Origin of the sequence: Paenibacillus elgii NBRC 100335 (assembly GCF_004000865.1) — a bacterium.
GTDB lineage: Bacteria > Bacillota > Bacilli > Paenibacillales > NBRC-103111 > Paenibacillus_G > Paenibacillus_G elgii.
This window is the reverse complement of the sequence record NZ_BIMB01000055.1, coordinates 12,040-25,737: the sequence shown is the minus strand read 5'-3', so window position 1 is coordinate 25,737 and position 13,698 is coordinate 12,040. Positions and strand designations below refer to the sequence as shown.

Annotated in this window: 8 protein-coding genes; 1 reads left to right on the top strand and 7 read right to left on the bottom strand. The window is 54.9% G+C overall.

What is annotated here, in order from left to right:
* Nucleotides 1-21: 21 nt before the first annotated feature.
* From PEL01S_RS28395 to PEL01S_RS28370, 6 genes are all read right to left on the bottom strand, one after another.
* Complete coding sequence (locus tag PEL01S_RS28395; RefSeq protein WP_127462653.1) at nucleotides 22-930, bottom strand: polysaccharide deacetylase family protein; 909 nt, start codon at nucleotides 928-930, stop codon at nucleotides 22-24.
* A gap of 35 nt (nucleotides 931-965) precedes the next feature.
* The gene (locus tag PEL01S_RS28390; RefSeq protein WP_127462652.1) at nucleotides 966-1,490 is read right to left on the bottom strand and encodes a GNAT family N-acetyltransferase; all 525 of its coding nucleotides are present in this window, start codon (nucleotides 1,488-1,490) and stop codon (nucleotides 966-968) included.
* A gap of 181 nt (nucleotides 1,491-1,671) precedes the next feature.
* Complete coding sequence (locus tag PEL01S_RS28385; RefSeq protein ID WP_127462651.1) at nucleotides 1,672-3,528, bottom strand: hypothetical protein; 1,857 nt, start codon at nucleotides 3,526-3,528, stop codon at nucleotides 1,672-1,674.
* Nucleotides 3,525-4,679: an ABC transporter permease gene (locus tag PEL01S_RS28380; RefSeq protein ID WP_127462650.1), complete on the bottom strand. Its 1,155-nt coding sequence runs from the start codon at nucleotides 4,677-4,679 to the stop codon at nucleotides 3,525-3,527. Before PEL01S_RS28380 ends, PEL01S_RS28385 begins: the two co-directional genes overlap by 4 nt.
* On the bottom strand, nucleotides 4,660-5,865 hold the full coding sequence (locus PEL01S_RS28375; RefSeq protein WP_010497139.1) for an HlyD family secretion protein: 1,206 nt from the start codon (nucleotides 5,863-5,865) through the stop codon (nucleotides 4,660-4,662). Before PEL01S_RS28375 ends, PEL01S_RS28380 begins: the two co-directional genes overlap by 20 nt.
* Nucleotides 5,866-5,901: 36 nt before the next feature.
* Complete coding sequence (locus PEL01S_RS28370; protein ID WP_127462649.1) at nucleotides 5,902-6,516, bottom strand: TetR/AcrR family transcriptional regulator; 615 nt, start codon at nucleotides 6,514-6,516, stop codon at nucleotides 5,902-5,904.
* A gap of 264 nt (nucleotides 6,517-6,780) precedes the next feature.
* Here PEL01S_RS28370 and PEL01S_RS28365 point away from each other — a divergent pair, with 264 nt between their 5' ends.
* Nucleotides 6,781-12,564 (top strand): S8 family serine peptidase, encoded by a 5,784-nt coding sequence (locus tag PEL01S_RS28365; RefSeq protein ID WP_127462648.1) that lies wholly within the window; start codon nucleotides 6,781-6,783, stop codon nucleotides 12,562-12,564.
* Nucleotides 12,565-12,869: 305 nt separating this feature from the next.
* Here PEL01S_RS28365 and PEL01S_RS28360 read toward each other — a convergent pair whose 3' ends face one another.
* Entirely contained in the window at nucleotides 12,870-13,697 is an 828-nt protein-coding gene (locus PEL01S_RS28360; RefSeq protein ID WP_010497136.1) for a carbohydrate ABC transporter permease, read from the bottom strand.
* Nucleotide 13,698: the final 1 nt, after the last annotated feature.

Genomic DNA, 13,698 nt, shown 5'->3' with positions numbered 1-13,698 from the left:
CTTTTGATTTTGGAGCTCAAGCTAAGCTTCCTTTCGCATAAGACGCTGCAGCTCCGACCAGCGAATCGGACGAATGCCTTCGGAAGCGATCACCTGACGGATCACCGGATCGCGGAACACCTCAAGCTCCATTCCCCTTTTTTCCCAATGGGAATGAATGGCCTTGAGCTCTTCGTCAATCCGCGACGGATGAATGATGATTTCCGTAATACCGGGCTTCAGCGAACGAAGCAAAGCCGCCATCCCGTCCCGGAACGACTCGTACGTCTCCCCCGGCCCTTGCACAAAGGGCAGGCTGCGCAGATGATCAATGATCGCGACGCCCTTCCGGTCGGCCAGTACCGCCCGAGCCGCTGCAATCTCGTACGCTCGCGGCGAAATGCCCGGGTCGCCGGGCTCCAAATATCTCGGCAGGCGAAACGGCAGCCCGTACGCGGCGCAAACGTCCAGGACGATCTCCAAAAAGTCCCGGCCCATATGCAGCCCGTACAAGCTACCCATATGATTGTCCACATGGCTCGGCTTCAGGCCCATCCGCAGCGCCAGCTCGATCTGGCTCACAATCTCCCGGCGGATGTCGTCCGGGTCCGCTTCGCGTTCGACGGTCGCGCTGTCCGCAGGAAAATAGCCCTCCTCCGTTAGGAGCGAGGCAACCGGCCCCGTACGGGTGACGGGTCCCCATTTGTAGGTCGGCCATTCGCTGGTGAAGGTCAGATGCACGCCGACGTCACAGGCCGGATGCTTTGCCGCCCAGCTCACCGCTTCCTTGGCCCAAGGACAGGGCATCATGACCGTAGCCGACGATACAGCGCCTTCCATTAGCAGCTGCTGTACCCCTTCGTTCACGGCATGGCACATTCCGAAATCGTCGGCGTTGACGATCAACAGTCTGTCGCTCTCGCCGTATCCCAATGCTTCGGCAGTATTCACGGCAATCTCCTTTTCGGATCTTTTGAAGCTGCGCGTCATGACTTCAAAGAAAGGCTCAAGATGTGCTGCATTCCGATCGATCCCAGACGCTGCCTTCCCGTATCCCGAAATCCCGATGCTTCATACAGCCGCTTGGCAATATGATTTTGCTCGTTTACCGCCAGAACGATCTCCTCCACTTCCGGGAAATGCTCCGCCACAAAAGCGGCCGCAGTCCGCATGGCCCGTTTGCCATAACCGCGTCCTTGATGAGCCTGATCGATGGAAAATGCCCGGAGAAGAATCGCATTCGGATTATCGGAAAACGGGGCAGTCACTTCACCGCAATGTAAGACGAAAAAGCCGACCGGCACATCCCCGGCTAAAATAACGACCGGATATCGGTTCTCGTCGTTTAACGAAAGCTCAAGCACCTTGCCGGGGAGCGCCGTAAACCGGGCCTGCTCTTCCGGAAGCTTAAACGCCCGAAGCGCCGCTTCGTGCTCGTGTCGGTAGAAGCTAAGCCGAATGATCTGTTCCTTTGTCTCGCTCGTATCTGTCTCATGAGTATCGTTGCGCATCGATTCCGTCTCCATCTCCTGTTCGGAATAGAACTCTACTTGCTGTTATTTTATCACACTCTTACCAGCTTCTGAATCAGAATGGTTTAGCTCCGCTGAAAACTTATACATTCTATCATTAATAAAAAAAGCAGGCCCTCGCTGAGAGAACCTGCTGCTTTCGGAATGCGCAAACGCCGTCCTATTGTTTCAAAACGCCGACAAGCCGTTTCGCTTCGCCCGTCGGGGTCGTGATCACTTCGTAAATATTGATGTCCAACGGATACTCGTGCTCTTCGGTGCGCAGGGTATCGAACTGAATAAACTGTGCGCCGCTGATCAACCGGTTGACGCCGCTGAACGGCAGCGACTTGGTTGACAATATTCTGCCCGTCTTATCTACCAGCTCCAACTGCATTTTGGACGAATTCGGATCGACCACGACATGCTCATTGCGGGCAATGTCCATATCAAGCTTCATCCGGTACGTATAGCTGATCGGCGTATTCGGAGAGAGCGCCGAAGGTACGTTATACCGCGCGTTCAGCGTCCAGTCGTTGAGCTTCACCTTGAACGGATAGAACGACATATTTGCCACATCCAGCTTCGTTTCCTGCATTGCTACGCGGTATGCTCCGATCGTCGTCGAGGCCGGCGCCGCCGTCTTCGCATCCGTGAACTTCAGAACGTATTGCTCGTCCTCATTCTCGGTCGGCATGTTGAACGCATAGCTCACGGCATAGCTCGTTTGCGGCATAATTTCTGCAATGGCCCCCGTTTGACGGTTGCCGGAATACGTCATGCCCTGCGCCGTAATCAGCTTCGTCTGGAACGTCGGCACCGGAACCGGCAGGTCGCTGTTGTTTGTGAGCAGCAGCTTCGCAATCACGGTCTGATAGCCTTCGCCCTCGTTTTCATGACGATGGAACTCGACCATCGACACCGACAGGTGCGGATCGATCGTATCGGACAAGCTATCGAAGACGAACGGCTGGCCCGGCTCATAAGGCTTGGCTGCATTGAACTCCGCCGTGCGGCTCGTAACAGGCAGCGCCACCTGATAACGACCCACGTTGTAGGAAACCTGGCTGGGCTGGCCTTTGGGATCAAGCTGGCGGAACGTTTCCGGAGTCAGCACGTTGAAGTTCGTGAGCACGGTGTCCTTATCCGTTGGAATGGCGAAATGGATGTACCGCTGCTCCTTCGGTTCAAGCACCAGCGGGGATGCCTCGACCCGTTTCCCCGGGAAGACCGTTTTATCCGTGCTTCCGTTCCCGTTCGACCTGCCGTCTATGGTAAAATCAGGGACAGCCTCTTTGGTGGCGGACGGGTTTTCCACGCGCATCTTCACCGTCGTTACCGGGCCTTGCGGCGTATTGTCCCGGTTCACCGAAACCGGCGTGTAAACGAGCGGCGATTCCAGCGCCGGACTTAGCGTAAAGGAGCGCTCCCACGGCAGCACTGATGAAGCGGAATTCGTGAAGCTCGACAGCGGTCCGGTCCATTCTTGTCCTTTTATGGGCACCGCAAGCTGCACGGTCTCCTTCTTCGGATACGAGTACCAATCGACGGCGTACCAGACCAGCTCGGTAAGCTCTGAAGGACTCCGGCGGTCCACCTTGACGAGGAAGTTCAATTCCTCGGTCGTGCCCGGACGAATGGCATGGGCGTTAAAGACGCTCGCTTGCATCGGATATTCGTACCCGTCGGCCGTTTTGACCCGCAGCTCCAAGTCCGGAATTTTCGCCACCGTGGCGTCCGAGCTCCGAACCCGTACGACCGCAGCGATGCGTGTGCCTTCGCTGGTCGTTTCGTTCAGCAGGCTCTTGATTTCGACCTGCAGCTTATCCGTGAGCGCATAGCTTTGCAGCAGCGGCGTTCCCGCGATCGTCCCGGATGCTTGGCCGCCCGAAGCTGCCTTCGACGTGTCCGTTGTTACCGCAGCTTCTGGCGCAGCCGAAGCCGCCATGGCAGACGGCATGGACGCCGTGCCGAGCAGGGACGCCGTCAAAACGACGGATAGTGCCGTTTTTTTCCATTGATGGTTCGAATTCGTCATGCTGCAACCTCTCCCACTGTTGAATTTACTTTAACCCGGCGCGTCTCCCACATCGTCAGCAAACCGACGGCAAGCGACATCACGCCGATCATCACGATAAATACACCGAGTTCCCTTGCGAAATATTCAAGTGCGCCGCCGCGGTAGCCGATGCCCCGAATGAATTTGAACAGCCAGGTCAACGGCAGCATGTTGCTGACCGCCTGAATCGGCCCGGGGAATATAATCGTGGCCACCTGCACACCGGACAGCATAAAGGACGGGTACACAATCGCATAGGTGCGAAGCGCCACCTTCGACGGGTCCGCCGCCGTCCAGCCCACGACCATGCCCATCAGCGTGACCGTCAGCGTGTAGAGCAGCAGCGGAACCAGAAATTCCAGCGGATTCCCGACAAATCTCAGCCCGCCAAGCTGCTTCAGAAGTCCGAAGGCCAGCATCAAGCTGATGCAGGAGATCACCGCGTACGGCAGCACGCGCGACCAGAGCCCGATCGGCGAACGAAGCGCCTCCTCCAGCCGGCCCTCCACCCGCAGACGAGGGACGATGGATGCCCCGGCGATGGCGGTAATCCCCAGAGCCACCACATTGACGAAACCGATGACCATAAAGCCTATAAAATCGGAGGTCGGGTTAAACAGCAGCCGCTGCTGCAGCGAGAGCGGGGAGGCAATCCCCATCGCCGCATCGTCGCCGAGTCCCATCACCTTCAGCTTGCCCACGGACAGTGTCGTGTTCTCGATTGTAATCAGCTCCTGCATACCGGAACGTATGTTCCCAATAGCCGATGGCATCGAGTTATCGATGAGCAAGCCTATATTAATCTGCTTCCCTTGGAATCGGTACTGCTCCATTCCCCGCGGCAGATACATGACGACCATATATTTTTCATTGGCCATCAGCTTTTCCGGCGGGATCGCCTCGTGGAACACGTCCACGACGTTGAGATATTGGGACGCGTTCACCTTGTCGATAAACTGCTGGCTGTACAAGCTGTTGTCTTCATCGACGACCGCCATCGGCGCTTCGTTGATTTGGCCGTTCTTGAACATGTAGCCGAACAGCGCCGCTACGATCAGCGGAGCGATCAGGATCGCCAGGACGAATTTGCCGGATAGCGCATATTTCGATTCATCGAGCAGGGATTTCATCGACACGCACCTCCGCTGTCATGCCCGGCAGCAGCTTGTCGGTCCGCTCTACGTAGACACGCACTTGGAACGAGTTCAAATCTGCGGTGCCTTTCTCCCGGCTCATACGGAGCGCGGCGAATTGCGGCGCGGCCGTGACAAACTGGACTTTGCCCTCCACCTTGTCCGGCAGTGCGGCAAAATGCGTCGGAACAGCGGAACCGGCCTGGAACTTGCCAACCTGGCGCTCATCGACATACAAGTCGTAATAGAGCTTGCCCGTTTCCAATACAACGACAGGCATCCCGGAGCCGACGTTCTCGCCCGTCTTCGGCATGATTTTGACCACTTTGCCGTCACCCGGAGCGCGCAGCGTGAAGCGGTCCTTCTGCACCTTCAGCGATTCCATCAAAATGTTCAATTGCTCCAACTGCTTGTTCAGCGCCTCGATGCCGATCCGCTGATTCGCGATATCGCCTTCGGCGAGCTGCTGCTGCTCGACGACCGCCTTGGCGCGGTCCGCTTGCAGCGCCGCCAGCTTGCGTTCTTTATCCGTCGCTCCGGCGAGCATTTTATCCAGAACGGCCTTCTGCTGATTTCTCGCATTCTCCAGTGTCGTTACCTGGCTGCGTGCATTCTCGACCGCATCGCGGTGATCCTTGTACGAATACGGATTACTATCGTACGCCTCTTCCGTATTGAGTAGTTGGTTGTACAGCTTGAGCGCATGCGTGTACGCTTCCTCCGAAGCCGCGACGGCAAGCTTCTGCCGTTCGATATCTTCGCTTCTCGCGCCGTCTGCCACCTGCGCCTCCTGCGTCTCCGCCTGCGACAAGCCGAGCTGCGCCTGCTTGACTGCGTTGCCCAGCTTGCTTTGGGCGACTTGGATGCCGTCTTCCGCCTGCTTGATCTTTAAGGTCGTTACCTCTACATCGGCCTGCGCTTTGCGAAGCTGTAGGTCGATATCCGTCGGATCGAGCGTCATCAGCACGTCGCCCTTGCGCACCGTCTGTTCCTCTTTGATCGGCAGATCGATGATTTTGCCGCCGACGCCTTGAAACGAAACATTCACCTGCTCTGCCGTCAGAATGCTTCCTTTGTTGGAAGAAGCCAGCGTTACCGCATCCTTGCCCTGCGCCGCCAGCATCCAGCCTCCTCCACTGAGCGCTAATGCCAATACGACGATTGCCGCCACTTGTTTCTTCATTTCCTCCGTTCCCCTCTCCCGATGCTTCTCTTCTCTCTATATTTTGCTTTTGATTCCGTTCAAAATGAATTTGGTTGTCAGCTCTACAACGATTTTTTCGGTCTCGGCCGCCGTAGGCTGGTTCGTTTCGTTCTCATCCTGAAATACGGGGTCCAGAAACGGGCTGCTGCGCGAAAACACGAGCGTACCTACGATAAAATGCACCGTATGGCGGGTCGAATCGAACTCGAACTGCCCCTTGGCTCTGCCTGCTTCAAGAATGAGACGCAGCTGCCGCCACAGTACATAGATGATCGACTGAAGCTTCTCCAGCCGCGGGCTCTCCATCATAACCTCCTGCTGAAGGATATTGATCAGCTCCGGCTCCGCCAAACGAAAGAGCGCAAACTCACGGACGAACGCTTGCAAATCCTGCGCAGGATTTTCGAGGTCGTACTCCGCTGCCAGGAACGCCGGGGCGAACGTTTCGAACAGTGCGTAGAACACGTTCTCCTTGCCGCCGAAATGATAAGACACCAGAGCTAGCGCCACTCCCGCTTCATCGCAAATCTGCCGTACCGTCGTGCCCTCGAAGCCTTTTTTTGCGAACAGCTTCTTGGCGGCGTTCAATATTTTCAGCTTGACGTCTTTTCCCTGCGCTTCCGGTTTCATGAAGACCTCCCTTTCGATTTGAACACGATTTTGAACGTTTGTTTTGAACATTTGTTCAAGTGATCTCTGATTGGTATTTTATACTGGATAATCTAACCTGTCAATAGAAAACTAACCATTTTTTTTACCTGATTTAGGGGGATGTCCGACCTTGGCTCCACAGCCTGTTTTGCATCAATGCAAAATATTTGTATTTACGAAAAAATCTTTGTGTAGTACAATTTGTTCTGTTTCTACACAAACAATACGGGAGGACATAGGAGAGTGTATTTTAAAATCGTTCCTAAGTGGTTTAATTTCGTGCTTGCTTTCTTGATTCTTTTTTCATCATCCCCTGCCGGCTTCGCGATGGCGAATGCCAACAACACGGAATCGGCGGCTCGGCCATTGCCTGATGAGCGCAGATTCCATACGACGGCAGAGAAAATCGATGCGCAGCTTCAAGAGGCATTTGATCAAAACGCTTTTGTCTCCTATCTTGTGAAATTTAAAGACCAGGTCGATGTCGAGCGGATCTCCACCCAAGCCCGGCAGCGGTCCTCAATCATGAAAGAAACGTCCGCCAAACGGAAAGCGTCCGTCAGAAATACGGTTATACATACGCTGCAGGATACGGCGGACCGTGCCCAAGCCAGCATCTCAAGCGACCTGGAGCAAATGGAAAAAAACGGGCAAGTCAAGGACTATAAACATTATTTCATCGTAAACGCAATGGCGGTCACGAGCACCAAAGAGGTCATGGAGCAAATCGCCTCCCGCCCCGATGTGGAAAAGGTGCTGCCAAACCAGGTATACCAGTTGAATAAAGCGCCGGAGCAAGCGGACGGACGTGCCCTGCCGCAACCGGCCGGCCCCGACAACATCCCCTGGAACCTGAAAAATATCAACGTTCCGCAAGCTTGGCAAATGGGTTTTGACGGAACGGGAATCGTCGTGGCGAATATGGACTCGGGCGTCGATTATACCCATCCCGCGCTCCAACGAAAATGGAGGGGGTTCGACGCGCAAGGAAATATCGTTAGCCCGGAATTGAACTGGTATGACGCCACGCTCGAGATGAAAAAGCTGCCTTACGACGGCGACGGCCACGGCACTCACGTGATGGGCACCATGGTCGGCTCCGATCCGGAAGGCGCCAATAGGATCGGGGTAGCGCCGCAGGCCAAATGGATGGCCGCCCGAGTATTCGATTCGAATGGCCAAACGACGGATTCGGCCATTTTGGATGCCGGCGAATGGATTTTGGCGCCGAAGGATAAGCACGGTAATGCGCACCCCGAATTGGCTCCCGATATCGTGAACAATTCCTGGGGGAATATTCCGGCAGGAAAAAACGAATTTTTCCGGGACATTGTCAAGTCGTGGCGGGCAGCTAACATCATGGCCTTTTTCTCCGCGGGGAATACGAAGCCTCCGGACAATAACGGCGGGCCGGGTTCCGTTACCGCTCCGGCCAATTATCCTGAATCGTTCTCCACCGGAGCCGTCAATTACCAGAATCAGCTGGCCGCTTTCTCTCTGCGCGGACCTTCGCCTTACGGAACGGTAAAACCGGAAGTGGCGGCGCCGGGCGTAAGCATCCGCTCTTCCGTGCCCGGGGGCGGGTACAAATCTTTAAACGGCACGTCCATGGCAAGCCCTCATACCGCCGGGGTAGCCGCCCTGCTGCTGCAGGCCAACCATTCGTTAACCGCCGATCAAGTGGAAGCCATTTTAAAGGAAACGGCGGTTCCGCTAACGGACAACGACTATCCTCAAGTTCCCAGCAACGGCTACGGATGGGGGCTGATCAACGCCTTGAATGCCGTATCGTCCTTGCAGCAAGGGATCGGCACCGTGGAAGGCATAATCTCGATCGACGGGAAGGATGCCGATCTGCCGGTTATTGCACATACGCCTATTCCGCTGGCTTTTAACGTGATGGATCTGACCGTTGCCGCAGGTGTCAAAGACCAGACGGGCATAACCGGCGCGGAAGTGTCGGTTCGGGCGAAGGGCGCGGACGATTGGACATCCGTTCCGATGAAGCTCGTATCGGGCAATGCGAAGGACGGCCAGTATGAAGCCGATATTCCGAAATTGATGCTGACAGTTCCCGGCATAGACTATAAGCTCCGAGCGACGGATTTTGGCGGGAATTCTACGGAAACGACGGTTTGGTCCATTGAAATCTCCGAAGGCGTCAAGCTCGGTTATAAGCAAAATTTCGAAGAACATATCCAAGGCTTTGAATTTGGCGGCGATACCGGAATCTGGGAATGGGGAACGCCGACGAGCGGTCCCGGCAAAGCGTATTCCGGCACCAAGGTGCTCGCTACGAAACTGGACGGCAAATATCCCGTCGGAACCAAGAGCTTCGTCGTGATGCCCCTTATCGATTTAAGAGACGGCCAGCATACGATATTGTCCTTCACGCATTGGTACAAACTAGGAAGCTGGATGAGCGCGATTTTCGATAAGGCCGAAATTTTCGTCGCTTCCAGCAAAACCGGCTTTGCCTTCGATCGGGTCAAACACTTTGACTTTCAAAGCTACGGCTGGAAAACCGATTACCTCGATTTATCGGCTTATGCCGGTGAGCAAGTGTTTGTCGCCTTTAACTTGAACGGCGAATACGGCAGCGATTTCGGATGGTACATCGACAATCTGGAACTGATCGGCCCGGAAACGGCCCCGCCCCCGGCGCCTCACGTTAAGATAAGAAGCAACACGCCGGGAAGAGTGATCGTCGAGTGGGACAAATCGCCGGAAGGAAAAATTAAAGAATACGTCATCTACCGCTCCACGCAGCCGGGCGGCAATTATCAAGAGGTCGGAACAAGCCGCTCGCAAAATTACGGGGAGCTGCCGACACCGCAAAAAGGCACTTATTACTATACGGTTAAAACCCGAACCCAGAGCAATGTTCTAAGCGAACCGTCGAACGAAGTGTCCTGGACCTTCACGGCCGGCAAAGAATTGTTCGCCGACGACTTTAACGGCCCCGATGACAACGGCTGGACGCACAGCGGAAACAACGATCAGTGGGAGCGTGGCGTGCCCAATCTGGCTCGCGGACCCAAGAACGCCATTTCGGGGCCGAATGTATGGGGAACCGGACTGTCGAGTGAGCTTGCGAAGAACAGCGACCAAAGCCTGATCTCCCCTGAAATCGATCTGACTCGGGCACAGTCTGCCTCGGTCTATTTTCAGCAGTGGCATGATTTGGACGAATTCGATAAAGCGTATGTCGAAGTCAGCAAGGATAACGGCGCGACATGGGACAAAATCGCTCAATATCCAAAGCAGCCGACAAGATTTTGGGTTTTGGAAGAAATCGGGCTAGGAAACTATGTCGGTCACAAAATCAAAGTGCGTTTTCATCTTATAAGCAAAAATTCGATAGGCAGCGCAGGATGGTACATCGACGATTTCGAAGTAAGAGAAACGCCTCCGGTCAAATCGAAATCGGCAAGCCAGGCTAACGCTAACGATGACGAGCAGCCGGCGCGGTCGGGCTTCAGGCCTTCTTTGCAAGCCATGCGCGCTACGAAGAGCTTTTCCTTGCAGAGCATCGACGCAGCAGCGTCTTCTCTGCCCGCCGACGCTACCGTCACGGTGCTTGAGACGGACCGCTCGACGAAAACCGTGACGGGAACCGGCCGGTATACGCTGAAACACCCGCCCGGAGACTACACGCTGCGTGTCGAAGCTTACGGTTATCGTCCCGTAACCCGGACGGTCAGCATTCAAAAGGACCGCACCGTCAAGGCGGACTTCCATCTGCAGCCTTTGGCCAAGGGACGGATAACAGGGCAAATTACCGATCGGCAGACAGGAAAACCGATTGCAGGCGCCAATGTCCGAACGATGGAGGATCTTCGAACGACACCTGCAATTACTGATGTGCAGGGAACATTTTCCATAGAAGCGTATGAAGGCGATTATACCCTGCTGATTTCCGCGCTCGGCTACTTATCCGAAAACACGCCGATTCATGTGCAGGGAGATCAAACGCTCGTCCAACCTGTAAGACTGCAATCATTTACCGGTACTCCGAATGAACTGGCCTACGATAGCGGCAAGGCGGATAACGCGCTTGCGTATCACGTCGCCGGGAACGGCTATGCGGTGCGGATGACGACGGACAGCCCTTCGCAGGTGACGGGGGCGCGCTTTTTCTTTTGGAACGAAGGTTGGCCGGCACCGGGAGGAACCCGCTTCCAATATGCGATCTATGAAGCCGATCCGATCGATGGCATCCCGGGGAAAATGGTCGCGGGACCTTATGACGGAACAGCCAAAACAGACGGCACATGGACCGACGTTGCTTTTCAAAACCCGGTCATTCTTAACGGCGACTTTTACATAGCCTACCTGCAAACCGGAGTGTACCCGGATGTTCCCGGCTTGGCCGTTGACAATAACCGTGAAAACTTCAAACGCTCTTGGAAAAAGGACGGCGATCAATGGTCGCGTTCGACGACGATCGGCAATTTCATGATTCGGGCCAAAATCAACAAAATCACCGGCGTTCCCGCCGATCCGCCTCCGGGTGTGGCCTCCATCGCCGTCACTCCTTCCCAAGCGGCGTTGAAAGCGGGCGACACAGTCCGGCTAAGCGTGACGGCCTCCGTATATTCCAACGTCTATTCGGATGTGTATTCGAACGGAGGCTTTAAGACAATTCCCGTGACTTCGGGGCTGAACTTCACGTCTTCGGATAACAAAGTTGCGACTGTAGATCAGACGGGCCTTGTTCGCGGGATCAAGGCGGGACAAACGACTATTTTTATCACCTATGCCGGTGCTTCAACATCGGCTGCAATTACGGTGGAAAGCGAAACACGGCCACAGCCGGAACCGAAACCTGAACCCAAGCCTGAGCCGAAGCCTGTACCTGTGCCGGAACCAAAACCGGAACCGGATTCAGAATCAGACTCTGAGTCGGCCCCGGCACTGCCGCCGTCGTCATTTACCACCGGACCGAAGGTGGATGATCGGCTGAAAATCATGGACGACGGCAGAATTATCGGTTACTTAAAGGCAGCGTCGAATAACGGAGTGGAGACGGCGGTCATTTCCATCTCCAAGGATGAAATAGAGCGCCAATTGGCCAAGGGAAAAACGGAAGCCATAACGATGAATTTCACTTCCGTCAGCCTGACCAAGTTTCATTCCGTTATCGTTGAACTGGACCCGGCCACCACCGATCGTTTACTGGCCTCAGGCAAGCGGATGATCATTACCGGCAGCTCTTTCGCTATCGAAATTCCGAATGCTGCGCTCTCGGAGTTTAGAACTAAGGAAGGTCTGAAAATCAATATGGCCGTCAGCGCCGAAGGGTTAGGCGGTATTCAACCGATGGCGACGAGAAGCGCGACCATAGTTTCACCGATCGTATCCGTCTACCATTCTAATGACGTCTTCGGCCAACCGATTACCCTTACCTTAAAGCTCGACAGCAAGACAGCCGCCGGGCAAAAAGCAGGGTTGTACCGCAAAGACCGGGAAACCGGATGGAGCTTTGACAGAGCGTCCGCCCGCAACGGCGACGGGCTCGTTGGCACCCTTTCCCGCCCAGGCTCATATGCGGCATTGGAATATCACCGAACGTTTGCCGACATAGCCGGGCATTGGGGGCGGAATGAGATGGAGATTCTTGCCTCCCAACACGTGATTGCAGGGAAAACGGATGATTCGTTCGTTCCCGACGATTCTGTGACACGGGCCGAATTTGCGGTCATGCTGGACCGGGTATTGGGAAAAGAAACGGATTGGCGCCAGCGTGCCCAAGAAGAGGACGCTCGACAGCCGCTCACCCGCGAAGAAGCGGTTTCCATGCTGGTGGAGGCTCTGGGAATTGAGCTTCCGAGCGGGAACGTCGAGCTTCCTTTCAAGGATATCGATAATCTTACCCCGAAAGGGCGCTCCCTCGTAGCCTATGCCTTCGATAAAGGCATCATTAACGGAGTGGAAGAAACCAGATTCGCCGGCAATGAGCCCTCCTCCCGCGCTCAGGCAGCGGCCATGATTTATCGGCTAATGCTCAGCTTAGGCAAAATATAACGACAGCGAAAAGACCTCGTTTCTTAGAGGTCTTTTCATTTTGAATGTTTTAGAAAGAGGTTTTTGGCTGGAATTAGAGATACATACTGAGGCGGGGTATCTGCTGGAGGAGCAATAGCGTTCGCCTTTGTCTGCGGGAAATACCCGCTGCTAAGCGGCTTCTAATAATAATTTCCTGCAGACCCGGGGTCCCCGCAAAGTACTCGGACTAAGCTTCCCCGATTCAACTTCACTTTGTGGGGTGGAGCAGCGACCGGAAGCAGATACCCCGCCCTTGACGCAGCGAAGGCGGGCAGAAGGGGTGATTACCCCTTTACACTGCCCGCCGTGACGCCCTCAATAATTTGCTTTTGCAAAAAGATGAAGATGATAATGATCGGGATGACACTGATACTAATCGAAGCGCACAGGGCGCCGTAGTTCATGTTGAATTTGTCCGCAAACCCGACGACCGCCACGGGCAGCGTCCGGAGCGTCTGCGTAGACAGGAATAGGTTCGCCATGACGTATTCGTTCCAATGGCCGAGGAAGTTAATGATGAACACCGTCACAAGCGTCGGCAGCGACAGCGGGAACACAACCCGGAACAGCAAGCCGTAAGCGGACAGCCCGTCCATGACGCCGGCCTCTTCGAGCTCGGTAGGAATCGCCTTCATGAAAGCGGCCACGACAAAGACGGTTAACGGGATCCCGAAAGCCATATACGGAATAATGAGCGCCAAAGGGGTGTTGTACAGCCCCATGTCCTTCACCATAATATACAGCGGAATCAGCAGCGAAGCGGGAGGAATGAGCAGCGAGAGCAACAGCAGCCCGTACACCAGCTTGCTGAGCGACGGAAACCGCATTCTCGTGACCGCAAAGGCGATCCCCATGGCGAGCAGCAAGGACCCGAACGTAGCGATGGTAGCGGTATAAAGGCTGTTAATAAAATACGTGCCCAAATGCGAATTCGTCAGCGCGCTCTCATAGTGCGAAAAGGAAAACTCCGAAGGGAGTCCCCATGGATTCGTGATGATCTCGTTATTTTTCTTTAAAGACGAGATCACAATGAAGTAGATCGGGTAGACGACGATAAGCACATACGGAATCAGGACGAGATGAGGAATACTTTTGGCCAACGCTTTCTTCATG